Source organism: Spirillospora sp. CA-108201 (assembly GCF_050936235.1).
Lineage (GTDB): Bacteria > Actinomycetota > Actinomycetes > Streptosporangiales > Streptosporangiaceae > Spirillospora.
Genome location: NZ_JBNJNE010000001.1, coordinates 5456302 through 5482217, shown reverse-complemented (window position 1 = coordinate 5482217; position 25916 = coordinate 5456302). Strand labels below are relative to the sequence as shown.

At 73.3% G+C, this 25916-nt stretch carries 26 protein-coding genes; 15 read left to right on the top strand and 11 right to left on the bottom strand.

All coding sequences use genetic code 11. The annotated features are described in order from the left end of the window. Nucleotides 1-215: 215 nt before the first annotated feature. The 3 genes from ACQEU6_RS26300 to ACQEU6_RS26290 all read left to right on the top strand — a co-directional run bounded on the left by ACQEU6_RS26300 (nucleotide 216) and on the right by ACQEU6_RS26290 (nucleotide 3169). Entirely contained in the window at nucleotides 216-1313 is a 1098-nt protein-coding gene (locus ACQEU6_RS26300) for a hypothetical protein (protein WP_499335697.1), read from the top strand. 200 nt (nucleotides 1314-1513) lie between these two features. Further along, nucleotides 1514-2515: a chaplin family protein gene (locus tag ACQEU6_RS26295; RefSeq protein WP_499335696.1), complete on the top strand. Its 1002-nt coding sequence runs from the start codon at nucleotides 1514-1516 to the stop codon at nucleotides 2513-2515. Nucleotides 2516-2626: 111 nt separating this feature from the next. Next, nucleotides 2627-3169 carry a class E sortase gene (locus ACQEU6_RS26290; protein WP_499335695.1) on the top strand — a complete coding sequence of 181 codons (543 nt, stop codon included), beginning with the start codon at nucleotides 2627-2629 and terminating at the stop codon, nucleotides 3167-3169. Between the two features lie 58 nt (nucleotides 3170-3227). On the opposite strand, the gene ACQEU6_RS26285 is transcribed toward ACQEU6_RS26290, so the two are convergent. Further along, nucleotides 3228-4280, bottom strand: coding sequence for a matrixin family metalloprotease (locus tag ACQEU6_RS26285; RefSeq protein WP_499335694.1), 1053 nt, complete (start codon nucleotides 4278-4280; stop codon nucleotides 3228-3230). A 351-nt stretch (nucleotides 4281-4631) separates the two neighbouring features. On the opposite strand from ACQEU6_RS26285, the gene ACQEU6_RS26280 reads away from it, so the two are divergent. The 5 genes from ACQEU6_RS26280 to ACQEU6_RS26260 all read left to right on the top strand — a co-directional run bounded on the left by ACQEU6_RS26280 (nucleotide 4632) and on the right by ACQEU6_RS26260 (nucleotide 10566). Then, on the top strand, nucleotides 4632-5681 hold the full coding sequence (locus ACQEU6_RS26280; RefSeq protein WP_499335693.1) for a PRC and DUF2382 domain-containing protein: 1050 nt from the start codon (nucleotides 4632-4634) through the stop codon (nucleotides 5679-5681). Between the two features lie 468 nt (nucleotides 5682-6149). Then, entirely contained in the window at nucleotides 6150-8078 is a 1929-nt protein-coding gene (locus ACQEU6_RS26275) for a glycoside hydrolase family 3 protein (RefSeq protein ID WP_499335692.1), read from the top strand. 241 nt (nucleotides 8079-8319) lie between these two features. After that, on the top strand, nucleotides 8320-9156 hold the full coding sequence (locus tag ACQEU6_RS26270; RefSeq protein WP_499335691.1) for a patatin-like phospholipase family protein: 837 nt from the start codon (nucleotides 8320-8322) through the stop codon (nucleotides 9154-9156). Nucleotide 9157: 1 nt separating this feature from the next. Continuing rightward, on the top strand, nucleotides 9158-10123 hold the full coding sequence (locus ACQEU6_RS26265; RefSeq protein WP_499335690.1) for a 1-acyl-sn-glycerol-3-phosphate acyltransferase: 966 nt from the start codon (nucleotides 9158-9160) through the stop codon (nucleotides 10121-10123). A 38-nt stretch (nucleotides 10124-10161) separates the two neighbouring features. Further along, nucleotides 10162-10566 (top strand): RNA-binding S4 domain-containing protein, encoded by a 405-nt coding sequence (locus tag ACQEU6_RS26260; RefSeq protein ID WP_499335689.1) that lies wholly within the window; start codon nucleotides 10162-10164, stop codon nucleotides 10564-10566. Here ACQEU6_RS26260 and ACQEU6_RS26255 read toward each other — a convergent pair. From ACQEU6_RS26255 to ACQEU6_RS26245, 3 genes are all read right to left on the bottom strand, one after another. Then, nucleotides 10563-11945, bottom strand: a complete 1383-nt coding sequence (locus ACQEU6_RS26255) for an MFS transporter (protein ID WP_499335688.1) — start codon at nucleotides 11943-11945, stop codon at nucleotides 10563-10565. The two genes, ACQEU6_RS26260 and ACQEU6_RS26255, sit on opposite strands and share 4 nt — an antisense overlap. Before the next feature lie 125 nt (nucleotides 11946-12070). After that, nucleotides 12071-12499, bottom strand: coding sequence for a DUF7144 family membrane protein (locus ACQEU6_RS26250; RefSeq protein ID WP_499335687.1), 429 nt, complete (start codon nucleotides 12497-12499; stop codon nucleotides 12071-12073). Nucleotides 12500-12647: 148 nt separating this feature from the next. Then, the gene (locus tag ACQEU6_RS26245; protein ID WP_499335686.1) at nucleotides 12648-13568 is read right to left on the bottom strand and encodes a phospholipase D-like domain-containing protein; all 921 of its coding nucleotides are present in this window, start codon (nucleotides 13566-13568) and stop codon (nucleotides 12648-12650) included. Between the two features lie 59 nt (nucleotides 13569-13627). Here ACQEU6_RS26245 and ACQEU6_RS26240 point away from each other — a divergent pair, with 59 nt between their 5' ends. Both ACQEU6_RS26240 and ACQEU6_RS26235 read left to right on the top strand, forming a co-directional pair. Next, the gene (locus ACQEU6_RS26240; protein WP_499335685.1) at nucleotides 13628-14203 is read left to right on the top strand and encodes an ArsR/SmtB family transcription factor; all 576 of its coding nucleotides are present in this window, start codon (nucleotides 13628-13630) and stop codon (nucleotides 14201-14203) included. A 16-nt stretch (nucleotides 14204-14219) separates the two neighbouring features. Next, nucleotides 14220-15470, top strand: a complete 1251-nt coding sequence (locus ACQEU6_RS26235) for an MFS transporter (protein WP_499335684.1) — start codon at nucleotides 14220-14222, stop codon at nucleotides 15468-15470. A gap of 9 nt (nucleotides 15471-15479) precedes the next feature. Here ACQEU6_RS26235 and ACQEU6_RS26230 read toward each other — a convergent pair whose 3' ends face one another. The 4 genes from ACQEU6_RS26230 to ACQEU6_RS26215 all read right to left on the bottom strand — a co-directional run bounded on the left by ACQEU6_RS26230 (nucleotide 15480) and on the right by ACQEU6_RS26215 (nucleotide 19825). Continuing rightward, complete coding sequence (locus tag ACQEU6_RS26230) at nucleotides 15480-16169, bottom strand: class I SAM-dependent methyltransferase (protein WP_499335683.1); 690 nt, start codon at nucleotides 16167-16169, stop codon at nucleotides 15480-15482. A gap of 359 nt (nucleotides 16170-16528) precedes the next feature. Next, nucleotides 16529-17416 (bottom strand): hypothetical protein, encoded by an 888-nt coding sequence (locus tag ACQEU6_RS26225; RefSeq protein ID WP_499335682.1) that lies wholly within the window; start codon nucleotides 17414-17416, stop codon nucleotides 16529-16531. A gap of 106 nt (nucleotides 17417-17522) precedes the next feature. Next, the gene (locus tag ACQEU6_RS26220) at nucleotides 17523-18146 is read right to left on the bottom strand and encodes a sugar transferase (protein ID WP_499335681.1); all 624 of its coding nucleotides are present in this window, start codon (nucleotides 18144-18146) and stop codon (nucleotides 17523-17525) included. Between the two features lie 194 nt (nucleotides 18147-18340). Further along, entirely contained in the window at nucleotides 18341-19825 is a 1485-nt protein-coding gene (locus ACQEU6_RS26215) for an alpha/beta fold hydrolase (RefSeq protein WP_499335680.1), read from the bottom strand. Between the two features lie 194 nt (nucleotides 19826-20019). On the opposite strand from ACQEU6_RS26215, the gene ACQEU6_RS26210 reads away from it, so the two are divergent. Next, nucleotides 20020-21162, top strand: coding sequence for a hypothetical protein (locus ACQEU6_RS26210; protein ID WP_499335679.1), 1143 nt, complete (start codon nucleotides 20020-20022; stop codon nucleotides 21160-21162). Nucleotides 21163-21253: 91 nt separating this feature from the next. Here the strand turns inward: ACQEU6_RS26210 and ACQEU6_RS26205 are convergent, their stop codons facing one another. Together ACQEU6_RS26205 and ACQEU6_RS26200 are read right to left on the bottom strand one after the other, a co-directional pair. Further along, a complete protein-coding gene (locus ACQEU6_RS26205; RefSeq protein WP_499335678.1) occupies nucleotides 21254-22873 on the bottom strand; it encodes an AMP-binding protein in 1620 nt (539 codons plus the stop codon). A 100-nt stretch (nucleotides 22874-22973) separates the two neighbouring features. Next, complete coding sequence (locus tag ACQEU6_RS26200) at nucleotides 22974-23186, bottom strand: hypothetical protein (protein ID WP_499335677.1); 213 nt, start codon at nucleotides 23184-23186, stop codon at nucleotides 22974-22976. A 7-nt stretch (nucleotides 23187-23193) separates the two neighbouring features. On the opposite strand from ACQEU6_RS26200, the gene ACQEU6_RS26195 reads away from it, so the two are divergent. Next, nucleotides 23194-23364, top strand: a complete 171-nt coding sequence (locus tag ACQEU6_RS26195) for a hypothetical protein (protein ID WP_499335676.1) — start codon at nucleotides 23194-23196, stop codon at nucleotides 23362-23364. A 30-nt stretch (nucleotides 23365-23394) separates the two neighbouring features. Here the strand turns inward: ACQEU6_RS26195 and ACQEU6_RS26190 are convergent, their stop codons facing one another. Beyond that, on the bottom strand, nucleotides 23395-24138 hold the full coding sequence (locus ACQEU6_RS26190) for a class I SAM-dependent methyltransferase (protein ID WP_499335675.1): 744 nt from the start codon (nucleotides 24136-24138) through the stop codon (nucleotides 23395-23397). A gap of 95 nt (nucleotides 24139-24233) precedes the next feature. Between ACQEU6_RS26190 and ACQEU6_RS26185 the strand changes: the two genes are divergently transcribed. The 3 genes from ACQEU6_RS26185 (at nucleotide 24234) to ACQEU6_RS26175 (ending at nucleotide 25913) form a co-directional block, all read left to right on the top strand. Beyond that, a complete protein-coding gene (locus tag ACQEU6_RS26185) occupies nucleotides 24234-25169 on the top strand; it encodes an AraC family transcriptional regulator (RefSeq protein WP_499335674.1) in 936 nt (311 codons plus the stop codon). Nucleotides 25170-25239: 70 nt separating this feature from the next. Beyond that, on the top strand, nucleotides 25240-25590 hold the full coding sequence (locus ACQEU6_RS26180) for a hypothetical protein (protein ID WP_499335673.1): 351 nt from the start codon (nucleotides 25240-25242) through the stop codon (nucleotides 25588-25590). Next, a complete protein-coding gene (locus tag ACQEU6_RS26175) occupies nucleotides 25587-25913 on the top strand; it encodes a hypothetical protein (protein WP_499335672.1) in 327 nt (108 codons plus the stop codon). Before ACQEU6_RS26180 ends, ACQEU6_RS26175 begins: the two co-directional genes overlap by 4 nt. The last annotated feature ends 3 nt before the right edge of the window (nucleotides 25914-25916 follow it).

Here is a 25916-nt window from a genome sequence, read left to right as displayed (position 1 = left end):
GGGTTAGACAAATAGCAAGAGCCTGGCAAAACGGATGGCCGGTACCGGGAAACCGGCCGAAATAAAAGCCGGATTAATGCCACGGTAAATGATGGGGAGACACGGCGGGAGACCGGGCAATGGCTCCCTGATCGGTTCCGTTCCGGTGCTACGTTCATGCCGTCCAGAACGACCGGGGCCCGGAAAACGGCCACGGTGATCGAGAGGAAGCGGCTGTGCACACGGAACCGATCCAGCGCGGGGCGAAGCGCCCGCAGGGTCGGCTGCCGCACGCCCTCCCCTCCGTCCTGGTGCGCATGGTCGCCGTCGCGGGCTTCGTGTTCGCGGGATGGCTCACGCTCTCCGCGCTGACCCACTCCGCCTTCGCGGCGGAGCGGGCCGCGCACCCCGCCGCCGGCCCGGACGCCAAGCGGAACGAGGGCGGCCTGCTCGCCCAGACCCCGCGCGTCGCGAACCTGGACGCCACGGCCCCGATCCGCCGCCTCACCGCCGACCACGGCGGCCAGATGCGCCACGGTCAGACCGGCCACGGTCAGACCGGCCACGATGGTCGGGCCCGCCATGACCAGCAGGTCCGGGAGGGCCGGCGCTCCGAGTCCCCGGTCGGCGATGCTTCGGGATCGCTCTCCGAGGCCGTGCCGAGCGCGGTCTCCGGCTCCGGGCTCGGCACGGGCCCTGTCGGCGGGGCTGTTCCCGCTGCCGTCTCCAGCGTCGTGCGGGAGGTCGGGGAGCACCCCGTCCGGTACCTGCGGGCGCGGCAGCAGGACCTGCTCGCCGGGAAGGACCGGGCCGTCCGGCGCGTGCGGGACGTGGCCGACGAGGCCGGCGTTCCGCACGTGGGGATGCCCGACCTTCTTCAGGGGCGTCCCGTCATCGGGGGCCTCGTCCACCGGGTGACGGACCAGCGGTCCCTCCTGAGCGACGCCGCGACGCCCGCGGTCGAGCAGGGGGCGAAGGCACGGCCCGGCGTCGACCGGGCGCGGGCCGAGGCGGCGCACGCCGCCGCGGCGCACGCCAGGTCCGCCGCCGCACCGCTCGCGGCGACCGCGGACGGACCGGCGCGCGAGAGTTCCGCTCCCTGCACGGGCTGCCGCGGCGATCAGCGCACACCGTCGCCCGGTCCCGCGCTGCCGTCCGGTCAGGACGCCCCGCGCGGCGGCGGCTCGGCGGGCGGGCACCCGTTCGCCCCGTTCGCCGACCTGCTGGACCGCCAGTACCCGGCGGCGCCGTCCGCCGGCGACCCGGGCACCTTCCGCCGTACGGCGCTGCGCGACGTGGCCGCGCCCGGCGGCCCCTCCGTCGTCCCCGACTAGGAAACCCCCGCCCGGCCGTGAACGGCCGGCTCACGGCGGCCGCGTGCGCGAAGCACGCCGCCCGCCCTCACCTCGATCTTTCCCGGAAACGCAACGGCCGCGCCTGGCCGCTGCCGGTCCTGCGCCCACCCGGATGGTGCCGCGCAGCGATCACCACCGATCACCACCGATTCGCAACGAACCGACAGGAGCAACACATCATGCGCATCTGGTCCAGGAACACCGGCCGCGCCGCCCTGGTGGCCGCGAGCGCCCTCGCCGTCGGAGCCGCCTTCGCCACCGCGGTCCCGGCCAGCGCCGACGAGTCGTTCGGCGGCCACGGCGGCCGCGGCGTCGACATGACGAGCGCCGGCAACTTCGGGCTGCTGAACGGCACCCAGGTGTTCGCCCCGATCAGCATCCCCGTCAACGTCTGCGGCAACGCCATCGCGGTCGTCGGGCTCGCGCGGGCCCAGTGCAAGGGCGGCGCGTCCGTCAAGAGCAACCACCGGCAGGCCGACTCGGGCTACCGGACGGCCGGCGACTGGGGCGGCGGCGGCTGGGGCGGCGAGCACGGCGGCCGCGGCGTCGACATGACGAGCGCCGGCAACTTCGGGCTGCTGAACGGCACCCAGGTCTTCGCGCCGATCAGTATCCCCGTCGACGTCTGCGGCAACGCCGTCGGCGTGCTCGGCGCCGCGCAGGCCGCGTGCAAGGGCGGCGCGTCCGTCAAGCGGCACGGCGACCCCAAGGTGAAGATGACGAGCACGGGCAACTTCGGCGCCGCGAACGGCACCCAGGCCTACGTCCCGATCAAGGCCCCGATCAACGCGTGCGGCAACGCCGTCTCGCTGCTCGGCCTCGCGGAGGCGCAGTGCAAGGGAGGGGCGACGGTCGAGGAGGGGCACGGCCACAAGGAGCTGCCGCCCACCCTGCGGACGCCCAAGAAGAAGAAGCCCTACAAGCCGTCCAAGCACCGTCCGGCCGCCAAGCACAAGAAGCTGCCCTCGACGATGCGCTCGGAGGGCTCTCGCATCGCCAACACCGCGCCGAAGACCGCCCCGAACTACCGCCGCGCGGACGCCCTGCCCGCCGTCAAGGGGTTCGTGGACGGGCTCAGGGGCGCGGTGCCCGGAGTGGACGTCAAGCCCGGGCAGATCGGCCCGAAGGTGCCGACGGGGAAGGACTCGCCCGTCACCCTCGGCTCTCCGGTCCTGCGCTGAGCACGCGTCGGCCCGGATGACGATCCGCGGCCGACGAGCAGCGGAGGAGGGGCGGCAGACGTGCCGCCCCTTCCCCATGTCAGCAGAGTTCCGATCTATGGAGAGGGAACCATGCTCGACCGAAAGTCCCTGTTCGCGGCGGCTCTCGCCGCGTGCTGCGCCGTGCCCGTCCTCGGCGCGGTCACCGGGGCGCGGGCCGCGCCGGCGGCGGTCTCCGAGACCCGGCCGCGGACCGGCGCGCCGATCGCGCAGATCCGGATCAAGCGGATGGGCCTGAAGATGGGCGTCAGGCAGGGCGTCACCGAGGCGGTGCTGCGGCGCGGCGTCGGTCACTACCCGGGGACGGCGCTCCCCGGGCACGAGGGCAACGCCGTCCTTCTCGGCCACCGGACGACCTGGCGCGCCCCGTTCTACCAGCTCGACCGGGTGCGGCGCGGCGACCGGATCGTCCTGCGGGTGGGCCGCAGGTCCTACGTGTACAAGGTGCGGAGCAAGCGCGTCGTCGACCCGCGGAACCGGCGGGCTCTGGAGCCGGTGCCGTTCAAGCGGGCCAGCGCGCCCCGCGGCCGGTACCTCACGCTCGTCACCTGCACGCCCAAAGGCTCGGACCGGCGCCGCCTCGTCGTCGTCGGCAAGATCGACTCCAGACGCTGAGCCGCGTCCGGCCCGCTCCGCGGCGGGACGCTGGGACGGTGCGTGCGGCTCGCGCCGCTCAGCGCCCGCCGTAGAGCGCGATCAGTCCGTCGTAGTCGCCCTTGCCGAGCGTGGCGGGGCCGTTGTCGCAGGACGCGAGGGACGGCGTCATCGTGAGCGAGCGGTGCTCGGCGCCCTCCACGTGGGAGAGGCCGAAGACGTGGCCCGCCTCGTGCGCCGCGACCGCCTCGGCGGAGTAGGTCCCGGACGGGCACGTCCCCCCGGTCCACCACCGCTTGCCCTGCGACTGCACCGCCATGTCCGTCTCGACGGTCGTCGGGCCGGAGAACCATGTGCAGGTCGCCGCGAGGACGGGGGTCTCCGCGCTCGGCATGGCCAGCCAGCCGAACGTGTTGGCCCGGTCCCGGGTCCCGCAGGCGGCCGCGCTCGTCACGTTCGGGGGCCGGGTGGTCTGGCCCGCGTAGTGCTCGCCCACGTCCGGCCGGGGCGTGTAGCGTCCCGCGCTCGTGCAGTCGGTGCGGGCTTCGGGCATGGCGGCGACGCCCCTGGCGATGGGGTCCCTCGGCAGGCCGGCCGTCCCGGCGTAGTAGCTCCACTGGACGGTGGTGCCCTTCGGCCACCTGCTGGGCTGGGGGCGGTACGCGCCGTCCTGGCACGCGGCCGCCGGCGCCCGGAACTGGCGCGGCCTGCCCTGCGGCACCCGGTCGCCCTGCGTGCCGATGCTGATCTCACCCGCCCGGGAGTCCACCCGGATGCGCAGTTCGGCGGCGCCGTCGGTGCGCAGCGCGTAAGCGGTCAGGGAGGTGCCGTCGGACGGGACGGTCGCCGTGAGCCCGTTCGCGCCGCGCACGGTCCGGCCGCGCAGGTCGCAGTCGGCGATCTTGATCCTCTGCGGCATCGCGCGGGCGGTGAGCGTGCCGCCGGGCTTGCACCAGGTGGGCGGGCGCCGGACCGCGGCGGCGCCGGCCCCCGTGAACGCCGTGCACGCCAGGGCGGCCGACACCGCCGCCACCGTGGCCGCCGCTCTGGCCGTCCGCGGGGCCGCCGGTGGGATCGCCAGTGGGGTCGGCCCCGCCCATGCCTGCCTGGCCGCCCGAGAAAAGTCGCGCATTTCGGTTCTCCGATGTGTGGGAACGTCCCTCGCAGTCTTCGCGCGGAGGGGGGCGGGGAAAACCGCGCACGGATAAAATGATCACCATATTGACAAAGGCGCCATTCGCCGATGAGTCACTTGTGGGGTTATGTCGGAAAAGGCGTGGCGAGGGTTGCGAGGTGGTCGCTGTAACTTCTTGGCAAAACGACTCTCATAATCCGGTAAACGCGTTTATGGCGACCGTGTCCGGAAAAGCAGCAGGTAACGCGGCAACTCGGGATCAACTGAACACCGCTACCGATTGGCGGGCTCCACCTCCCCCCGGCCCCCCGCCGTCCGGAAGCGTTCACGGAAGCGGAGGTGCTCAACGTGCAGACGCAGACACAGGTGCGGGAGCTCATGGGGATGAGCGTGACCGACACCCACGGGACGAAGGTCGGCACGGTCAAGCAGGTCTACCTGAACGACGACTCCGGTTCCCCGGAGTGGGTGACCGTGCACACCGGCTGGTTCGGGATGCGTGAGAGCTTCGTCCCGCTGTCCGGCGCCCGCAAGGGCGAGGACGCCCTGACGGTCCCGTACGACAAGGAGACCATCAAGGGCGCCCCGAACGTCGACGCCGACGAGCACCTGTCGCATGCGCAGATCGTGGACCTGTACAGGCACTACGGGGTGCGTCCCCCGGGCGGCCGCCGCACCGGCGGGGAGACGGAGACGGGCACGTCCGAGACGACCGGGAGCGCTGGGGCGCCGGACGCGGCGGGCACCGACGAGACGGGCGAGACCGCGGGCACCCGGGACGCCGCCGAGACGAGGAGCGCCGCCGAAGCGACCGGAACCACCGGAACCACCGGAACCACCGGAACCACCGGAACGACCGGGACCGCCGGGACGACCGGCGCCGCCGGGATGGCCGTCCACCCCGAGCGCGGCAAGCGGGGTCCCGCCGGCGAGCGGGCCGCCGGGAAGTCCATGCCGCCCCAGTCGGCGCGCGAGGGCGCCGAGGCGCCGATGACGGAGATCACCCGGTCCGAGGAGCAGATGCGCATCGGCACCGAGCGGCACGAGGCCGGCCGCGTCCGGGTGCGCAAGTGGATCGAGACGGAGATGGTCGAGCAGACGATCCCGGTCTCGCACGAGGAGATCCGGATCGACCGCGAGCCCATCGCCGGCGGCCGCCCGGACCCGAAGGTGACGATCGCCGAGGCGGACCAGGAGATCATCCTCTACGAGGAGCGCCCGGTCATCTCCAAGGAGACCGTGCCGGTCGAGCGCGTCCGGCTCCGCACCGAGCAGGTGCAGGACGAGCAGACCGTCCGCGGCGAGCTCCGCAAGGAGCGCATCGAGGTCACGCGCGACGACGGCGCCCGCGACGCCGGCGCGGGCGAGCGCGAGGAGCGCGGCCGCCCGCCGGCGTGACCTGATTTCGAGCCACCCCGGATGGCGGCACGTCCCGCCGGTCGATACTCACCCGCCGGCCGGCGGGGCACCCGCCTCGGGCGCGCCCGGGGCCTCGCGAGCGCTGGATGGCCGGGTGTGGTCAGCGGTGCCGGAGTTGCGGCGCGTGCGGACGGATGCGCGCGACCTGAACGCACAGCAGGTCGGACGGGTGGCGCGCGTGCGCCCGCCACCCGTCCGACCGGCTTTGTTCGGCGCGTGATTCAACTCGTGAATTTAGTGCGCGTCAAGCCCTCTTCCATGTTTTCCACAAGGCCGCGGCCGGGCCGGTGAAGATCCGTTGACAGCCGTCCGGGCGCGGGGGAGGTTCCAGGTGACGCCGCCGGCGCGGGGGTCGCGGCCGTCCGGGCGAGCCACGGCCCCGGCGCCGCGCCGTGCGCGGCCCGCCGGGCCGCGCGGCGTCCTTCGGAGCGACCCAGGAGGGACGAGTTGCCACACTCCCGCAGACGTGCCGTCGCCACCCGGATCGGGCGATCACTGGTCGCGCTCGCGACCGTCGCCGCCCTTCCGCAGGCCCTCGCGGCCCGCCCCGCCATGGCCGGCGCCCCCGAGAAGGCCCGGTACCTGAACCCGCGGCTGCCCGTGGCGGACCGGGTGAAGGACCTGGTCGGCCGCATGACCCTGGAAGAGAAGATCGGCCAGATGGCGCAGGCCGAGCGCGGCGCCATCGACGGCGACCGCGACCAGATCACGAAGCTGGCCCTCGGATCGGTGCTCTCCGGCGGCGGCTCGACGCCCGCCGACAACACCCCCGCGGGCTGGGCGGACATGGTCGACGCCTACCAGTCCAAGGCCCTGGCGACCCGCCTGAGGATCCCGCTGCTGTACGGCGTCGACTCGGTGCACGGCCACAACAACCTCGTCGGCGCCACCGTCTTCCCGCACAACATCGCGATGGGCGCGACCCGCGACCCCGGCCTCGTCCGCCGGGAGGAGCAGATCACGGCGATGGAGACGAGGGCTACCGGACCCCAGTGGGCGTTCGCCCCCTGCGTCTGCGTCACCCGCGACCTGCGGTGGGGACGCGCCTACGAGAGCTTCGGCGAGGACCCGCGCCTCGTCATCCAGATGGAGACCGGCCTGGAGGGCTTCGAGGGACGGAGCAAGGGCGACCTCGCCACGAACCGGCACGTCCTCGCGACGGCCAAGCACTTCGCCGGTGACGGCGACACCGTGTTCGGCTCGTCCACCAGCGGGACGTACACGATCGACCAGGGCGTCACCGTCACCGACCGCAGGCATTTCGCGGCCGTCGACCTCGCCCCCTACGTCGTGGCGGTCGAGAAGTACGGCGTCGGCAGCATCATGCCGTCGTTCTCCAGCGTCGACTGGAAGGAGGACGGCGTCGGCGACCCGGTGAAGATGAGCGCGCACAAGGAGCTGCTGACCGACGTCCTCAAGGGGAAGATCGGGTTCGACGGCTTCCTCATCAGCGACTGGGAGGCCATCCACCAGATCCCGGGCGACTACGCCACGCAGGTCCGCACGTCCGTGAACGCCGGCATGGACATGTTCATGGAGCCCTACAGCGCCCCGCAGTTCGTCCAGACGCTGCTGGCGGAGGTGCGGGCGGGCCGCGTGCCGATGTCGCGGATCGACGACGCCGTCCGCCGCATCCTGAAGGCGAAGTTCGAGCTCGGCCTGTTCGAGCACCCCTTCACCGACCGCGCGGGCGCAGGGACGATCGGGTCGCCCGAGCACCGCGCGGTCGCCCGCGAGGCCGTCGCCAAGTCGCAGGTCCTGCTGAAGAACTCCGGGAACGCGCTGCCGCTGCGCGGGAACCAGCGCGTCTACGTGGCCGGGGCCAACGCCGACGACATCGGCAACCAGGCCGGCGGCTGGACCGTCACCTGGCAGGGCTCGTCCGGCGCCGTCATCCCGGGGACGACGATCCTGGACGGCATCAGGCAGAACTCGTCCCACGTCACCTACAGCGAGGACGCGTCGGCGCCGACGGCCGGCAACGACGTCGGCATCGTGGTGGTCGGCGAGAAGCCCTACGCGGAGGGCGTCGGCGACGTCGGCAACGGCCACACGCTGAACCTGTCCGACGCCGACAGGGCGGCCGTCGGCAAGATCTGCTCCGCGATCAGGACCTGCGTCGTCCTGGACGTCGCGGGACGCCCGCAGATCGTCACCGACCAGCTGGCGAGGACCGACGCGTTCGTCATGTCCTGGCTGCCCGGCAGCGAGGGCGCCGGCGTCGCGGACGTCCTGTTCGGCAGGCGCCCGTTCACCGGCAGGCTCCCGGTGACCTGGCCGCGGAGCGAGGCGCAGGAGCCGATCAACGTCGGCGACCGGGACTACCGGCCCCTGTTCCCCTACGGCTACGGCCTGAAGACCCGCGTCCGCCGCTGACCCGCGTCCGCCGCTGACCCGCGTCCACCACTGGCCCGTCTCCACCACAGGCCCGTCTCCACCACTGGCCGGCGTCCGGCGCCGGGGCCGGCCGCCCTCGGGCGGTCGGCCCCGCTGGTCGTGCCTCCGCTGGTCACGGCCCCGCTCGCCCTGGTCCGGTTTATCCCGCCTGCCATGGGTGAGGCTGCCTCCAGCGCCCGACGGGCGGAGCGCCTTGCTGATCGGCACAAGGGGAGACCGGGTGGAACGGGAGCCGCGGACGGCGTTCGTCCTCGGAGGCGGAGGCGTGCTCGGCGCGCACGAGGTCGGCATGCTCCGGGCGCTGCGGGAGACCGGCGTCCGTCCCGACCTCGTCGTCGGGACGTCGATCGGCGCGATCAACGGCGTGTTCGTCGCGGCCGGTCCGGACACGGCGGTCGAGCGGCTCACCAGCCTGTGGTCGGACGAGTCCGTCCGCGACGTGTTCGGCTCTCCCGTCCTCGCCCGGCTGTGGCGGCTCGCCCGGTCCGGCACGCACCTGCACTCGGGCGAGCCGCTGCGCCGCATGCTGGACGAGCTGCTCCCCGTCCCATCGTTCGAGGACCTGGAGATCCCGTTCCAGTGCGTCGCCGCCGGGATCGAGACCGCGATGGCGCACTGGTTCACCGCGGGCCCGCTGATCCCGGCGGTGCTCGCGTCGTCGGCCGCGCCGGGGCTGCTGCCGCCCGTCCGGGTGGGGGAGCGGCACTACTACGACGGCGGCCTCGTCCACAGCATCCCGGTCAGCCGGGCGGTCATGCTCGGCGCCACCGACATCCACGTCCTGCACGTCGGACGGATCGAGCGCGACCTCGCACCCCCGCGGTGGCCCTGGGAGGTCGGCCTCGTCGCCTTCGAGATCGCGCGCCGGCACCGGTTCTTCGAGGAGATGGCGAACCTCCCGGACGGCCTGACCGTCCACGTCCTGCCCGCCGGGGCCGGGCCGCAGAGAGCGGGAGTCGACCTCACCCAGGTCCGCTACCGGAACGCGTCCGGAATCCAGGCTCACATCGAGCGCGCCTATCAGGCATCTTTGAAATACCTCAAAGAGCGAGCGTGAGATGCTGCCACCCCGTTTCGTGCGCCGCCTGGTGTGCACGCCGCTGCTGTTCGTCCTGACCCTCCTGGTCGTGGTGCTGTTCCCGCTCGGCTACGCGGTGACGTCCCTCGCCGGGCGCGAGCGGAAACGGGCGCTGCGCCTGCTCTGGTTCACCCTCGCCTGGGGGACGCGGGAGACGGCGGCGGTCCTGGAATGCGGGTGGCTGTGGCTGCGGCGCCGCACCCACGACGACCGGCACTACGACGTCATCCGCCGCTACGTCGGCGCCCTCTACGCGTCCGCGGAGCGCCGGCTCGGCCTGCGCGTCGAGGTGGACGGCACCTGGGACGGCCCCGGCGGCGACCGCCCCCTGATCGTGCTCAGCCGGCACGCCGGGCCGGGCGACGCGCTGCTGATCGTCCACCACCTGCTGTCGACGTACCGGCGCCGCCCCCGGGTGGTCATGAAGGCGCTGCTCCAGCTCGACCCCTGCATCGACATCGCCGCCAACCGGGTGCCGAACGTGTTCGTCGCCCCGGGCGGCGCCGCCGAGGCCGTCGGCCGGCTCGCCGAGGGACTCGGCCCCGACGAGGCGTTGCTGATCTTCCCCGAGGGCGGCAACTTCTCCCCGGCGCGCCGCCTCCGCGCGATCCGCCGGCTGGCCCGGATGCGCCGCGCGGACGAGGCGACCCGCGCCGCCGCGATGCGCAACGTGATGCCGCCGCGCCCCGGCGGCGTGCTGGCCGCGATCGCCTCGGCCCCCTCCGCCGACGTCGTGTTCGTCGCGCACTGCGGGCTCGACCACATGGCCACCGCCGGGGACGTCTGGCGGCGCGTCCCGCTGACGGGGCCCGTCCGCGCCCGCTGGTGGCGCGTGCCCGCCGAGGACGTCCCCGGCGACCGCGACGCCCGCGTCAGCTGGCTCTACGAGAACTGGGAGCGCGCGGACGCCTGGATCAGCGCGCAGCGGGCGCCCGCGCCGAAATGACGTTTCGGCGCGCCGTACCCGAGTGACATCATGGACGCATGGGCGATGAGGGGTCCGTGCGGGTCGATCTGTGGATCTGGTCCGTGCGGCTGCTGAAGACCCGCTCGATGGCGACGACCGCGTGCCGGGCGGGCCACGTCCGCGTGAACGACGAGCGTGCCAAGCCGTCCACCGCGGTCAAGACGGGGGACGTCGTGCTCCTCCGCCACGACGGGCGGGAGCGGATCGTGGTCGTGCAGAAGATCGTCCGTAAGCGGGTCGGCGCGCCCGCCGCCCAGGAGTGCCTGATCGACAAGAGCCCGCCCCCGCCGCCGCGCGAGGCGCTCATCCCGGTCGGCCGCCGCGAGCGCGGCGCGGGCCGTCCCACCAAGCGCGACCGCCGCGAGCTCGAACGCGTCCTGGACCGCTACCGCATCCTGAACGAACCGCCGAAGGACGACTAGGAAGGGCCGGAGTAGCGGCGCTCGGACTCCAGCGCCGACGCCACGTCCCGCGGGTAGCTGCGCCGCGCCCTGAGCAGCAGCAGGCCGTTCACCAGCAGCGGCACCAGCGCCAGCAGGAACACCCGGTCCAGGCCGACGCCCGCCGCCCGGCCCGCCCCGAGCACCCCCGACAGCCAGCCGAACAGCACCGGCGCCACCGCCTCGCCGGACATGCGCACGATCGTCCGGACGGCCTCCGCGCGCCCCCACAGCCGGAAGTGGACGACGTCCAGCCGCACCGCGTCCAGCGGCGGGTTCGCCGCGGCCAGCGCGGCGGCGCCGAGCGTCAGCAGCGGCAGTGCGACCAGCGCCCGGTCGCTGAGCAGGGCGGGCAGGAACAGCAGCGCCGACGCGGCGAACGCCGCGCCCGGCACGCCGACCCGCGCGGTCACCCTCCCGCCGCGCAGGAGGCGGTCGGCCAGCCGCCCGCCGGCCAGCACCCCGGCGAGCGCGGCCGCCCCGGCGACCGGCACGAACGCCGACAGCCCGCCCCGCCCGACCGCGTACCGCTCCATGACGAAGACGATCGCGAACGTGCGGAGCCCGGCGAAGAAGAAGTAGCCGATCGCGGACGCCAGGATGATGATCACGTTCGTGCGGATGGCGAGCACGTACCGGACGGCCTGCGGCAGCGTCATCCGCTCGGGGTCCTCGGCGAGGACGTTGCGCGGATCCGGCCGCACGCCGGCCTCGTCCACCTGCCGCTGCGCGAGCTCCTCCCCGCCCCGCCCGCCGGCGGCCCCCCGCGAGCCGCGCTCCGGTTCGGGCAGCATCCTCCACAGCAGCGCGGCCAGCACGAACCCGAGCGCCGCGACGAACCAGAACGAGACCCGCCAGCTCGCGAACGCGGCGATGTTGCCGCCCGCCAGCAGGCCGAACCCGATCCCGACCAGCTCCCCGGCGAGGACGCGCCCGTACGTCGCGGCCCGCTCCTCGGGCGGGAACAGGTCCCCGATCAGCGACGCCACCGTCGGCCCCGCCGTCGCCGTCACCGCGCCCAGCGCCACCCGGGACGCCAGCAGCCACTCGTAGGATCCCGCCAGCCCCCCGACGACCATCGCGACGCTCCACAGCACCACGCTGCCCGCGAGCAGCGGGACCCGCCGCACCCGGTCGGTGAGCTGCCCCACCGGCAGCGTCGCGACCGCGCCGACCGCCGCCGGCGCGGCCGTCAGCACCCCGACCTGCGTGTTGCCGATGTGCAGGGAGCTGCGCAACTCGTGGACGATCGCCCCGATGACCCCGGTGTCCGCCGCGTTCAGCGCGAGGACGGCGCCCATCAGCACCACGACGCGCGCCCGGCGCCCGCCGCCCAGCCGGTCCGCCAGTGCGGTGCCCACCCGCCTCCACGGCCGCGGGGCCGACGCCGGTGCCATGCGGCTCTACCGGCCCCGCGCGGCCGGGGCATGTCCGGCCGCGACCACGATGACCTCGGCTTCCGTCGTCCGCGACCAGGGCCGGAGCGTCAGTCTCCGCGCGCGCCCGCGGGCGGGGCGATGAGCGCGTACATCAGCAGGATGCACAGCGCGATGGTCAGCACCGACCAGAGCGGGAACGCGGCCAGGAACGCCAGGTGCCCGATGGCGGCGAGGAAGGCGAACGCGACGCCGATCACCCGCGCCCACATCTTCCCGGTCAGGATCCCGACGCCGATCACGACCTGCAGGGCGCCGAGGACGAGCCAGTACCAGCCCCACGCGGTGAAGTTGAAGACCAGGATCTGGTTGGAGTTGACGACGTAGTAGCTGTTCTTGAACAGGGCCACCACCCCGTCGATGACGTTGAAGGCGCCCACCACCATGGAGAGCACACCCGCGAAGGTGAGCCATCCGGAGAGCCGGTAGCCCTGGCGCGCCGAGACCGACCGGCCCCCATGGGTCATCCTGGTCGTCATGAGACCTCCCGATCGAGCTGCATGTTCATGTCGAGAAATCCCCTTTAGGGCATAATGGGCAAACCGCGGCGCCAAAGCATTTGACTGCCCTTTGGGGGAAATGTGGAAGCGGTGTGCCCTGGCCGCCCGCCCGCCGCGCGCACCCGTCCTACGCGGGCTCCGCCAGCTCCGCGATGATCCGCTCGATCTCCCCGGGCGCGTAGGCGGCGACGGCCCGCTGGCCGGCCTCGGCGTCCGCGCGGGTCTCCTCCAGGTCGCCCAGCACGATGATGTTCTCGTCGTTCAGCGTCGTCGCCGGCGCGGTGTAGTTGAAGCTGCCGGCGATCACCAGCCGCTCGTCCACGACCATCAGCTTGTGGTGCACCTTCCGCACCCCGGTGCCCCGCCGGTTCGCGAACAACTCCACTCCGGCGGCCTTCAGCGGCCCGGTCGCGGCCCACGCCTGGACGCCCTGCCCGTGGTCCAGCACCCCGCGGATCCGCAGGGATCCCGCGAGCCGGATCATGGTGTCGTCGATGCCGGACGAGCGGGCGGAGGTGAACATCGCGAAGTCCACGCTCGCCGACGCCTTGAGCATCTGCTTCATGATCTCCATCTCGGGGCCGTGCCGGGGCGCGAACAGCGGCTTCACCCGCACCATGCCCAGCCGGAACTCCGCCGGGCGCGGCTCGGCCCGCTCGTGCAGCGCCCCGAACGTCCCCGACCGCATCCGCTGGAACTCCTCCAGGTAGAGGGACGCGGCCCGCTGCCCCCGCAGCACCACCACGTGGTTGAGGTTGTTGCCCGCCTTCTGCGTCCCCGCCGGGTTGGTGCCGGTGTCGGTGAGCGTGAAGTTCGCCGACCCGGTCAGCACCGCCGCCGTCGACTCCCCGTCGTCGCGCACGACGAACTTCTGGTGGAAGATCGCCGGGTTCAGGTCGGTGACGAGGTCCACCCCCGCGCGCAGCAGCGCCGCGTAGATGAGCCGGTTCTCCTCGTTCGACCCGCCCGCCGCCCACGGGTCCGCGGCGGGCCGCTCCTCCCGCAGGTAGTCCCCCTCCAGGATGATCTGCACCCGCATGGCCACCATCGGCGCACATTCCACAAGAGTCATTGTGCAAGAGTTCTTGTGTATGTCAGGATGACCGCATGACCGACCCGAACGACGCCCCCAGGGTGACCGACTCCCGGGTGCTCGCGGCGATGTCGCACCCGCTCCGCAGGCGCCTTCTGGACGTCCTCAAGGTCTACGGCCCGTCCACCGCGAGCGCCCTCGCCGAGCGGACGGGCCAGGCCGTGGCCAACATCAGCCACCACCTGAAGGTCCTCGCCGCCGCGGGCCTGATCGCGGAGGCGCCGGAACTCGCCAGGGACCGCCGCGAACGCTGGTGGCGGCTCGCCGCGCCGGAACTCCGCTGGGTCACCGGCGACTTCGATGACGACCCGTCCCGCCAGGCGGTGGCCGGCGCCGCGGTCTCGCTCGCCCTCGACCGGCAGATCGGCCTGGTCCGCGCGTGGCACGCCGTCCGGGAGCAGCGCGAGGCGTGGAACGGCGCGGCCTTCTCCGTCGACAGGTGGCTGCACCTCACCCCGGGCGAACTGGGCGAACTGGAGCGGGAGATCCTCGCGCTGCTCGAACGGTGGGAGCGGCGTGACGTCCCGGACGACGGGCAGGCCCGCGAGCCGGTCTTCCTGTTCGCCCACGGCGTCCCGGCCGAACCGTGACCATCGCCCCGCGGCCGTGACCCTCACCGCCCCGGCGCGCGGCCGCCTGCTCCGGCGCCGCGACTTCCGCCTGTTCTGGATCGGCCAGACCACCGGCAAGCTCGGAGGCAGCGTCACCGGCGTGGCCCTCCCGCTGGTCGCGGTCGCCGCCCTCGACGCGAGCACGTTCCAGGTGGCGCTGCTCTCGGCCGCGGCCTGGGCGCCCTGGCTGCTCCTGGGCCTTCCGGCGGGCGCCTGGATCGACCGCCTGCCGCGCCGGCCGGTGATGCTCGCCTCCGACCTTCTCGCCCTGCCCCTCCTCCTCAGCGTCCCGGCCGCCGCCTGGCTCGACCGGCTGACCGTCGCCCACCTGGCGGTCGTCGCGCTGGGCGGCGGCTGCGCGAGCGTGTTCTTCCAGACGGCCTACCAGGTCTACCTGCCGTCCCTGCTGGACAGCGACGAACTGGCCGACGGCAACGCCAGGGTGCAGGCGACCGAGGCCGCCGCCCAGGTGGGAGGCCCCGGCCTGGCCGGCCTCGTCACCCGGCTCGCCGGGGCGGTGAACGCGCTCCTCGCCGACGCGGCCGGCCATCTCGTCTCGGCGGCCTGCCTGCTGGCGATCCGGACCCGCGAACCCCGCCCCGCCCGCGTCCGGCGCGGGACCCTGCGCCAGGAGATCGCCGAGGGCCTCCGCTTCGTGGCCCGCGATCCCTACCTGCGGACACTGACCGTGTTCTCGGCCGCCAGCAACGTCTGCCTGTTCGGGTACCAGTCGATCCTGGTCGTGTTCCTCGTCCGCGAGGTCGGCGTCACCCCGGGCACCGTCGGCGCGCTCGCCGCCGCGTCCGGCCTGGGCGCCGTCCTCGGCGCGGCCGCGGCGCCCGTCCCGTCCCGCCGCCTCGGCTCGGCCCGCACCCTGCTCGCCGCCGAGATCGGCGCCGCGCCCTTCGGTCTTCTGATCCCCCTCGCCGCACCGGGAGCGGGGCTCCTCCCGGCCTTCGCCGGCGGGTTCGTCATCGCCGCGGGCGCCGCGGCGGGCAACGTCCTCAAGGGGACCTTCCGGCAGACCTACAGCCCCCGCCCGCTGCTCGGCCGGATCACCGTGAGCATGCAACTGGTCGGCTACGGCACCATCCCCCTGGGCGCCCTGCTGGGCGGAGCCCTCGGCACGGCCCTGGGCGTCCGTCCCGCCATGTGGATCACAACGGGCGCGCTGGCCCTCACCGGCCCGATCCTCCTGGCGGGCCCGCTCCGCCACCGCCGCGACCTCCCGTCGCGCCCCGGCTGAGCGCGGGTCTCAGTCCTGCGTTCCGGGCCTGCGCGCCAGCACGAGCCGCCCCCGCGGACCGCCGTCCCCACGCGTGCCCAGGGCCGCCAGGGGGACGGTCGTCACGCTGAACCCGGCCGCCGCCAGATCGTCGCGAAGCGCATGCAGCGGACAGGTCCGGTAGTACATGACGAACGGGGGACGCCACACCGCGTTCCGGACCCGCATGACCAGATCGAAGCCGAGCAGCGCCCAGTACAGGCCGGACCCGACGGCCGGCGGCGCCCCGACGGGGAAGGCGAAGAGCCCGCCGGGCCGCAGCGCGCGGTACACCCCGGAGAAGAGCGCGGGACGCTCGGCGGGCAGCACGTGCCCGAGTGCCCCGAAGGTGACCGCGAGGTCGAAGGCCTCGTCGAAGGGGAGGGCCCGAACATCGGCCCGCACCCACTCGGCCTCCGGGTGCGCCTGCCGGGCCTGCGCGAGCATCCCCGCACTGAAGTCGACGCCCGTGCCGAGGCCGTCGCACAGAGGCCCGAGCACCCGCATGCCCGCCCCCGTGCCGCAGCACACGTCCAGCCCCTGATCGAACGGCCCGTACGGGAGCAGCGCCTCGGCGGTCGCGTCGAGGACCCTGTCGGGCGTCCGAAAGGGCGTCGCGTCGAACTTCGGAGCCAGCAGGTCATACCCGCCCTCGACCGAGGACAGCGCCTGAACCGCCAACTCCCGCAAGGAAGGACCCCGATCCGAGAACACCCCCCGACCCTACTTCCGTCCCGCCCGCCGGCCGACCCACGGCGATCGGCGGCTCGCGGGCATCGGCGAGCAGTCACCTTGTGCTCACCGGTAGCGGGTCGCCGACGGCACCGGATGGATCTAGGCTGTGTTTCAAAGCCCCGGCCCGCTTCGCTCGCCTGGCGGCTCGCTGCGTGACCGGGCCTGGGCGAACGCGGCATCGCTTCGCGATCTGCCCGGTTCCGCTCGCCTCCGGCTTCGCTCCACCGGCCAGGTCACGCGTTCGCGCGCGGGGTCGAGGCCACTTCGAGCCAGGCTCTAGGCGGCGGCGTGCTCTGGCCGGGGGACTAGGACGCCTCTTCCTGCGCGGGTGGTTCCAGCGTTTCGTCCGACCACTCCAGGTCCAGCCGGTCGGCGGCCTGGATCAGGGCCTCCCGGGTGCGGCCGGCGATGAGGAGGGGGCAGTCCGACATGCCGCCCCGGTCGTGCAGGGCGATGACGTCCTGCCCGCCGTAGGCGAGGGTGTCGGCCCCGAGTTCGCGCCAGGGCAGCAGCCCCATCTCACGGTACGCGCCGGCCAGCCGTTCCTGGATCGGCGTCCCGTCCTCCAGGTCGTCGTAGTCCAGGCCGAGGCTCCAGCCCAGCGCGGCGGGCACGCGCTGGACGGCCAGCAGCAAGAAGAACTCCGAGATGGAACGCGCCTGGAGCACCCATTCGTCTTCCGCCACACTGACCAGCACGCGCGGGTCCTCCTGCCCGGCCTCGGCCGCGAGGTAGCCCCACTCGTTGCAGTACTGGTACTCCGCCTTGAAGACGCAGACGCGCAGGTCGGAGTCGCTTGAAACGTACGGGTTGTCCTTGGGCAGCCCCTCCGACACCCCGTACCCGGACGGGTCGGGACGGACGGTCGGCGGATACTCCGGATGCGTCCAGTACAGGCGAGGTGTGTGGGCGAACGAGTTGAACGGCAGGTCCCACCACTCGTCCAGCGCCTTCGGTATGGGCAGCGAGAGGTCGACGCTCTCGAACGGGTCGTCCTCGTCCTCGCCGGGCGCCCCTTCGCCGCGGAGCCGCCGCACGTACGCCTTGTGCTCGTCCTGCGACCAGCGCGGCCAGGCCGGCTCACCGCCGGGCGCCTCGTATCCCCACTCCTGGTGGAAGGCGCGATACGTCTCCCAGCGCGTCCGGGCGCCCAGCCGGTCCGCGAAACCCCCATAGTCGATCACTTCAGCCACGACCGGCCAATGTACCCGGCGCCCCGCCCGGCACGAGGGCGAACGGGTGGGAGGGAGGGAGGGCTCGGCCTGGCGGTCGAGCCCTCCCCTGGTGGTACCCGGCGACCTACGAGTCGCGGCTGATGAAGGACCAGCCGATCTTCGCGGTGTCGCCAAGGATCTTCAGGTCCCGCTCAAGGCTCGCGCAGTGCGCGTCCTCGATGTCGCACTCGGACCGCCGGAGCAGGTACGCGTCGCTCTGCGGCTCCAGACCGATGCTCTCGTTCCCGAACGTGCTGTACATGCCGGGCCTGCCGATCGTCGTCGCCCAGTCCCACTCCGCGTACACGGAGGGGGGCAGGACTACTCTCATCAGCTCCCGGTCGAACGTCAGCAGGGGACGCGGGTTGGCCAACGCCATGTGCCCGCGGAGCACGTGGTACACCTCGAAGAACTGGTCGAAGGTGCCCTTGCGCAGGACTTTCCCGCGGCGGGTCGCCCGAGGGTCGTCGGAGCCGCGGCTCGCGTCCAGACCTCGGCCGTCCCGCATCGTCCGGACGTGGAGGAGCCTGAACGGGACGCCGTCCCTGCCGATCCGCCACTGCCGGAAGAGCGGCGCACGGCCGTCCTCCAGGAACATCAGCGACGCTCCGACGGTGGCCGCAGGCACGTACACCGGCGTGAGCGCCGTGGCGATCAGCAGATCCAGCCTCCGCTTCTCGGCACTGAGAGTCCAGGCGGGTCCGGTCAACTTCGCTCCAGGGAGATCCGAAAACGCTTCCCGGATCGTCCTGAGCCTTTGCTGCAGGACATGCAGCTGCTGTTGTTCTTTCATTTCGTTTGTGGGCACCAGGGTCGGGGGCGCCCTTCTCCTTCGCTCCGTACCGTGACGGAGCGCTGACGAAGCACCACCACGGGTCCGCCGGCATCCGGGTGTCCCGCCGGTCAGGGCCGTACGGGGGCGGGCGGAATGTCGGCCAGGCAGGAGGTGTCGCGGACCCGGAGGCCGCGGATGAAGCCGGTCTGTATCGCGGCCACGCAGCCGCTGGGTTCCTGCTCGGCCACGTGACCGACGTTGGGCACCTCCACCACCGCGGCGCGGCGGAACTGGCGCGCGGCCTGCCGCCCCATGGAGGTCGGGGTGTTGGCGTCCAGATCACCGGAGACCACCAGCACCGGCACGTCGGGGAACGGCCCGCCGGTCGGCTGCACCGGACCGCGGCGGTCGGGCCAGCGGACGCATGCGTCGCCCTGGTCATAGCTCATGCTGGTCCAGGCCGTCTTGCCGAAGGGCCAGTACGTCCGCTCCGCCAGGGCGGCGCGCCCGGCCGCGAACTGCCGGAGCCGCGCGGCGACCGGCGCCCGGCGGTTCCACAGCGTCGGGTAGTCGTTGCACATCACGACCGCGGCCAGTTCGGGGTTGAAGGGCTGCTCCTCGTCCCGGCGGAGCGCCGACCCGCTCAGCGGCGCCATCCGCCGGGCGGCGTCGACCAGCATCGTGTCGTCGGCGCGCAGGGCCGCGCGGACCATCGCGGGCAGGTCGCCGATCCCGGCGGGGGCCGATTTGGCCGAGCCGTAGACGATCGCGGCCAGAGCGGTGTCGTCCAGCAGCCGCCTCTGGCCCTCCAGCGTGTAGGGGATCGGCCGCGCACGCAGCCGCTGGGCGAGCCGCGCGATGTCGCTCAGGACCTGGTCGCCGTCGCAGGCGCCCGCGCTGCGACCGCACATCAGCCGCAACGCCCGGCGGGCGGCGCTCGCGTTGGGGCGCGCCCACATGTCGAAGTCGAGCGGGTAGGCGCTGGACAGCACCACCGAGCGCACCCGTCCGGGATGCCGCTGCGCGTAGACCGTCATGAGGTAGGTGCCGTAGGACTCCCCGAGCAGGTCCAGCCGCCCGATCCGCAGCTTGGCGCGGACGGCGTCGATGTCGTCGGCGGTCTCCGCCGAGGTGTAGCCGCGCGCGCGAACCCCCAGCGCCCGTCCGCACTCGCCGATCGCCCGCACGAAACCGTCGCGGGTGGCGGGCAGCGAACCGAGCGCCCCGCAGGCGACCGGATCGGAGCGGTTCACCCCGCGCGGATCGACCAGCAGCAGGTCGTGGTCCTCCAGCAGCCCGCCGTACATCCGCGCGTACCTGGCGGCGGACGCGATCGCGGAGTCGCCCGGCCCCCCAGGGTTGATCGTCACCGTTCCCGCGGCGGGCCGGGAGGCGTCACGGTGCCGGATCAGCGCGTAGGCCACGGTGGTGCCGCCGAGTTCGGGCCTCGCCCGCACCAGCGGAACCCGCACCGTTCCGCATTCCGCGCGGGCCACCGGCACGCAACCGGCCGGCTCGCTCCGCGGCGCCCCGGCTCCCGCCGGCCCGGCGGCCATGGCCCCGGCCGCGACCACGCCGAGCACGGCCGCCAGCGTTCTGAAGATCAGTTTCATGCACGGAGCATGAACCCTGCCCACCCGACCGCACATCACCCCCCGAAGGGACCTCGCCACCCCTACCCGAGAGTGACCGGCCTTGCGGGGCCACAGCGTGACCGGACGGTTCCTAGCGAAATCGCAGCGGGTCCTTGGACCCCACAAACCAGACGGGACGGTCCGACCGTCCCCCGTCAGTCGGGAGAGAATCCATGACGATCGACCAGCTTCCGCGAGCCGACGTTGCGACCGGCACGACGGTCATGTTCGGGACCCGTCTCAAGGGAGGCAGGCCCGAGGAGATGGAGCGCAGGTCCCACGCCGAGGCGGCTCGGTGCTTCGGCTCCGACGCCACCCTCAGCACGGCCGTGAGCGACGTGAACCCCCCGGGCCTCTTCTCGCTGTTCGAGATCGCGGTGGTCGTGGGCAACACGTCACTGCGGGTCGACGGGCGTCTCGGCGAGGCCCGGATGTTCCGTGTCACCGGGAACAGCATGCGGTCGCTGGAGCGGGCGGCACTCGGCGAGGCGCGCGAGTGGTTCGGCCGCGACAGCGTGCTCCGCGTGGTGTCCAGCCGTGTGAAGAAGTGGCACGGGGAGGACAACCGCGACAACCCCTTCGTCGGGGAGTTCGAGATCGCGGAGTTCCAGCGGGCCGAGGCCGGGACGCGCACGTGCGTGCTCACCCTTGAGGACCTGATCACGGGGGGCGACATCGAGCAGATGGAGCGGAGGGCGTGGCAAGAAGGCCGCCTGTTCTTCGGTCCTGACGCCGAACTCACCGTCAGGTTCAGGGACGTGTGCACCACGCCCGAACGCCTGAACACCAGGGACCCCTTCTTCTCCATGTTCGTGGACGTCGAAGCGGTCCTGAGCGGCCCTCCGCAGTTCGACGAGCAGCCCTGCACGTCGTTCCCGGTGGGGTCCGTCACAGGCAACGACATGCGGCAGATGGAGCGCAGGGCGATCCATCCGGCGCGTCAGTTCTTCGGTCCTGACGCCGAGTACCGCGTGGTGTTCGAGGACGGCGTGCAGAGCAGGCCGCACTACATCAAGTCCAAGGACCGCTTCTACGCCCGCTCCGTGGTCGTCGAGGTGATCCTGAGCGAGCCCGCGCAGGCCGGCGAGCCCGAGCTCACCTTCTGGGGCGAGTTCCGGGGGAAGAACAGGCGGGAACTGGAGCGCGCCGCCCTTCGAGCGGCGCGTCGTCGCCTCCAGGGCCGTCTCGCCACTGGCACCGAGCTCCGCGTCGAGTTCGGCGACGGGCACTTCGGGGCCTCGCGCGAAAGCGTGCACGATGAGGCTACGTACTACGCCTGGATCGTGGAGGTCTACACATCCGGGGATGCCGCGTGAGCGGTGTCCCACGCAGTGAGCGGCCCTTCCCGGATCTCCGGGAAGGGCCGCTTTCGTCGTACCGGCGGGACTCGACGCCGCTTCTCGTGGGTCAGGTGGGCGGTTCTTCGCGCAGGGCTCTGCGGAGGATCTTCCCGGTGACGCTCTTGGGCAGTTCGTCCCTGATCTCTATGCGGGACGGCGCCTTGTAGACGGCCAGCCGCTCGCGGCAGAACGCGCGCAGTTCCTCGGCGGTGGCGGTGGCGCCGGAGCGCAGGCTCACATGAGCGTGGACGGTCTCGCCGCGATAGGGGTCGGGCGCGCCGACGACGGCCGCCTCCCGGACGCCGGGGTGCTCGTACAGCACGTCCTCCACCTCGCGCGGCCAGATCTTGTAGCCGGCGGCCACGATCATGTCCTTCTTGCGGTCGACCAGGTACACCCAGCCCGCCACGTCCATGAAGCCGACGTCGCCGGTGAGCAGCACGCCGTCCGGGAAGGCGGCGCGGGTCTGCTCGGGGTTGCGCCAGTACCCGGCGGCGACCTGCGGCCCGGTGATCGCCAGTTCGCCGATCTCGCCCGGGGGGAGCGGCTCCCCCCGCTCGTCGCGGATCTCCACGTGGACGCTCGGCAGGGGGACTCCGATCGCGAGGGCGCCGGACGCCTCGTCGACCGGCGCCGTCCTGCCGAGCGGCACCAGCACGGCGGCCGACGTCGTCTCCGTCAGCCCGTAGGCGTTGTGGATGTAGATGCCGAACGCGTCGGCGAACGCGCGCACCGCCGCCGCGGGGACGGGGGCGCCGCCGCTGAGGACCTTCGACAGCGAGCTCAGGTCGCGGTCGCGGGTGGCGGGCTCGTCGAGCAGCGCGATGAAGGCGGTGATCGACCCGACGGCGAAGGTCGGCCGGTGGCGCTCGATGAGGGCGCCGGTCGTCGCGGCGTCGAAGCGGTGGGTGAGGACGAGCGGCAGGCCGGCGCCGAGACCGAGGGCCAGGTGCATCGCGAGCCCGGTGATGTGGAACAGCGGGGCGACGGTGAGGATCGAGTCGCGCTCGTCCAACCCGATCCAGGCGCTGCACGCGTCGACCTGGTAGGCGAGGTTGCGGTGGGTGTTGACCGCGCCCTTGGCGGGGCCGGTCGTCCCGGACGTGTAGCTGAGCAGCGCGGCGTCGCCGGGACCCGGAGAGCGCGCGGCCCGCGGCGCGCCGCCCTCGTCCAGGATCGCCAGGACGTCGTCCGGCTCCCGCGGCCAGGGGCCGCCCATGTCGCCGGCGAACGCGCCGGCGCCGGAGTACAGGACGTGCTCGGGGGCGGACCCCGCCGGAAGCGCCGCGATCGCCGTCCGCGCGGCGGGGTGCGCCACCAGGACCCGGGCGCCCGAGTCGGCGAGCAGGTGAGCCAGCTCCCGCGCCTTGTACATCGGGTTGACCGGCACCACCGTGCCGCCGAGTTTCCACACGGCGAGCACGGCCAGCACGCAGACGGGGGTGTTCTGCAACGCCACCGCGACCCGGTCGCCGGCGCCGACGCCGCGGCGTTCGAGTCCCGCCGCGAACGCGTCGCTCAGCCTGTCGGTCTCGGCGCGGTCGAGGGTCGCGCCGAAGTAGTGGAGCTGCGGTGCGTCCGGGCGGTCGGCGACGCGGCGGCGGAACATCTCCACCACGTTCTCCGCCCGGACGTCGATCTCCTCGGGAACGCCTGCGCCGTACAGGGACCGCCAGCGGGGGCTCACGCGGTGACTCCCCTGGAGATGTCGAGGCCCGCGACGGCGCGGATGGAACCGTAGGTCACCTCAAGCGACTCGATGGTCGGCATGGTGGGGCCCCTTCCTCTCATTTGCCGAAGCACGCCTTGCGCATCCCGGGCCGGCGCAGGCGCACATCGGGGTCGTCGCAGGCGATGACCCCGCCCGACGCCAGGACGGTGACCTGGTCGCAGATGGTCTGGATCAGTCGCATGTGGTGCTCCACCACGACGACCGTGGTGCCGTCGTCGCGCGGTCTCGTGATCAGCTCTCCGGTCCCGCCCCAGTCGGCGGCGTTCATACCCGCCGTGGGCTCCTCCAACAGGGGCGGCCGGGGCTGCGACGCCAGGGCCCGCGCGATCGGAATCGTCGACCCCAAGAACGTCGTGGTGCCGGTGCTCAAGGCCTACCGGCTCACGATGCGCCCCTTCCGCGTCGGCGCCGCCGGCCGGTGCGGGGGGCGCGAACACCCGCCCTGATCCGGCCCGGCGGCCCTCCGGTGCGACACCTCAGACGGCCGGACGGGTGGCCTGCACGAAGGTGACGCGGCCGAACCTCAGGTCGGCGTGCGCGACCTCCCGGGGGTCGTCGAAACCGGCCTCGGCGAGCAGTGCGACGACGCCGTCGCCGTGGTCCCGGGAACCGGCCGGGCCGTGCGCTCCCCGGGAACGCTTCCGGAAGGGCAGGTGCCGGAGGGCGTGGGTCGGGCCGCCGCCGTGGCCGTGCGCGTGGTGGTCGCCGTGCTCGACATCGGACGAGGGGCCGCCGAAGTCGACGATGGTGACCGTCCCTCCTGGACGAAGGGTCCGCAGCGCCTCACGGGCGAACGCGCTCCGGCCGCCGTCGTCGAGATGGTGCAGGGCCAGCGACGAGACCACATGGTCGAGAGAGGCGTCCGGGCCGGGGATCCGGTCGGCGTATCCCTGGACGAGGGTGAGATCCACCTTGCGGCGCCGCGCCTTGCGGGCGGCCCGGCGCAGGGCGTCCGCATCGGGGTCGAGGCCCGTCACCCGCGCGGCGGGCTGGGCCGCGAGCGCAGCGAGCGACAGGTTGCCCGTGCCGCAGCCGACGTCGACCACCGCCTGTCCGGGCTCGATCTCGGCGAGCCGAACCGCGCGCCGGTGCAGTGCGCGGATGCCGGCCACCCCGGAGAAGAGGTCATAGAACGGGAGAAGCCACGTCTTGCCCGCGCCCGGCAGGAACGGGCGGTCCCGCTCCTCCGGGGTTCGCTGGTCGAGGATGCGTACGTCCATGGGTGCCCCTTCGCGCGTCCGGTGACGGTCCTGTTGCCTTCACCTCCGAGTCTTGGACATTCCACGGCTGTCGAGCAGGACATACGTTGGCAGTCATGGGACATTCTTCGGTCGGCGGCCCGCCCGGCCACCCGTCGAGGCTGCGCACGGTCCGGCTCGACGGGACGCCCGTCTACCGCTACCAGCAGCGCCCCGGCCTGCCTCCCGTCTCGGTGACCCGCTTCGACGCCGAGGCCGTCCACGCCGACCTGCCGCCGGACCACCGGCACGCCCACGACTTCCTCGTCCTCGTCTACGTCGAGGAGGGCGCGGGCACGGTCGCCATCGGCGGCGCCGAGCGGCCGCTGCGCGCCGGCGATGTGCACGCCGTGTCGCCCGGGCAGGTGATCGGCGTCGCGGACGTCACCGGACTCGCCCGCAGCCGCGCCTGGTCGGTGGCGTTCACACCGGACGCGGTCCCCGCCCTGGCCTCGGTCTCCCCGCTGACCTGGACGCACCACCCCCTCCTCGCCCTGTTCGCCCTCGGCCCGGGGCACGGCAGGGTCGCCGAACCCGACCGGGCGACCTGGCCGGCGCTGCTCGCGGACCTGGCCGAGGAACTCGCCGACCCGGGCCGTCTCGGGGCCCGCGAGGCCGTCGCCGCCACGCTCACCCGGCTCCTGGTGGCGGCGGCGCGGCTGGCGCCCTCCGCGCCCGGCGCGCCGGACCCGCTCGTCGAGCGGGTCTTCGCCGAGATCGAGGCGACGTTCCGCGAACCGGTCTCCGCCGCGGACGTCGCCCGCGCCCTCGGCTACACCCCCGGCCACCTCACGACCGTCCTCCGCAGGCGCACCGGCCGTCCCCTCCTCGAATGGATCACCGAACGGCGAATGATCGAAGTCCGGCGCGTGCTGCGCGAGACCGACCTGCCGCTCGACGCCGTGGCCGCCCGAACCGGCCTGCGCGACGCCACCTATCTCGTCCGCCGCTTCCGCAACCGCTACGGCGTCACCCCGGAGCGGTGGCGCCGCGCCGAGCGAGCATGGCCATGACCACCCGGCCACGGGGGCCGTCGATCCGGATTCTCGCTGGTAGGGTGCCCGGCAATCCGAAGGAGTGATCATGAGTGGTGCCGAGGCGCGGCGAACCCGGCCGAGCGGCAACCGCCCGGCGAAGGTGAGCCTGTTCTTCGCCTGCTCCGGCATCGCGGCGCTGGCGAACTTCGCCACGGGCATCGCCTGGATCAATCCGGCCGTCTTCGTCGGCCTCGCGGTGCTGTGCGCGCTGACGGCGATCGTCGCCGGGCATGCCGGCCGCTTCCGGGGACGCCGCCTGGCCGGGGACGGGCGCGGGATGGCGCTGCTGGGAATCGTCCTGGGGTGGCTGCTGATCCTCGTCTGCGTCCTGGCGGTCGGTGCGGTCCTGGGGCTGATCGCCGGCATGGCCGTGCTCTTCGACGGCGGCACGGCGTGACCGCGGCGCCCCGGCAGGCGGCCGGGGAGCCGACGCCGCCTCGGCCCTGGCGAGTCGGCCGGATCGTCAGGTCGCCGATCTCGACGTCGTCGGGCTGGTCGATCGCGAAGGCGATCGCCCGCGCCACCGCCGAAGCCCGCGACGTCATCGTGCTCATCAGCTGGTCGCCCCGCCTGGACGACGCCGAACTCGACGCCCGAGGACCCCGGTTGCTCCCGATCCTGGTCGACGGCCTCCGCGGCCCCCGGCCCCCGAGGCGGACGCGCGCCATCCCGGCGGGTGCACCGTCTTCCCGGCTGATCGCTCGGCACCGGGTGCGTTAGTGT

What these genes read in the sequence shown, in the direction of transcription:
- ACQEU6_RS26295 (WP_499335696.1), top strand. Translation starts at nt 1,514, where the DNA reads ATGCGCATCTGGTCCAGGAACACCGGCCGCGCCGCCCTGGTGGCCGCG.
- ACQEU6_RS26290 (WP_499335695.1), top strand. Translation starts at nt 2,627, where the DNA reads ATGCTCGACCGAAAGTCCCTGTTCGCGGCGGCTCTCGCCGCGTGCTGC.
- ACQEU6_RS26200 (WP_499335677.1), bottom strand. Translation starts at nt 23,186, where the DNA reads ATGAACGCCGCCGACTGGGGCGGGACCGGAGAGCTGATCACGAGACCG.
- ACQEU6_RS26180 (WP_499335673.1), top strand. Translation starts at nt 25,240, where the DNA reads ATGAGTGGTGCCGAGGCGCGGCGAACCCGGCCGAGCGGCAACCGCCCG.
- ACQEU6_RS26210 (WP_499335679.1), top strand. Translation starts at nt 20,020, where the DNA reads ATGACGATCGACCAGCTTCCGCGAGCCGACGTTGCGACCGGCACGACG.
- ACQEU6_RS26245 (WP_499335686.1), bottom strand. Translation starts at nt 13,568, where the DNA reads ATGGTGGCCATGCGGGTGCAGATCATCCTGGAGGGGGACTACCTGCGG.
- ACQEU6_RS26265 (WP_499335690.1), top strand. Translation starts at nt 9,158, where the DNA reads ATGCTGCCACCCCGTTTCGTGCGCCGCCTGGTGTGCACGCCGCTGCTG.
- ACQEU6_RS26185 (WP_499335674.1), top strand. Translation starts at nt 24,234, where the DNA reads ATGGGACATTCTTCGGTCGGCGGCCCGCCCGGCCACCCGTCGAGGCTG.
- ACQEU6_RS26215 (WP_499335680.1), bottom strand. Translation starts at nt 19,825, where the DNA reads ATGAAACTGATCTTCAGAACGCTGGCGGCCGTGCTCGGCGTGGTCGCG.
- ACQEU6_RS26250 (WP_499335687.1), bottom strand. Translation starts at nt 12,499, where the DNA reads ATGACGACCAGGATGACCCATGGGGGCCGGTCGGTCTCGGCGCGCCAG.
- ACQEU6_RS26240 (WP_499335685.1), top strand. Translation starts at nt 13,628, where the DNA reads ATGACCGACCCGAACGACGCCCCCAGGGTGACCGACTCCCGGGTGCTC.
- ACQEU6_RS26285 (WP_499335694.1), bottom strand. Translation starts at nt 4,280, where the DNA reads ATGCGCGACTTTTCTCGGGCGGCCAGGCAGGCATGGGCGGGGCCGACC.
- ACQEU6_RS26190 (WP_499335675.1), bottom strand. Translation starts at nt 24,138, where the DNA reads ATGGACGTACGCATCCTCGACCAGCGAACCCCGGAGGAGCGGGACCGC.
- ACQEU6_RS26260 (WP_499335689.1), top strand. Translation starts at nt 10,162, where the DNA reads ATGGGCGATGAGGGGTCCGTGCGGGTCGATCTGTGGATCTGGTCCGTG.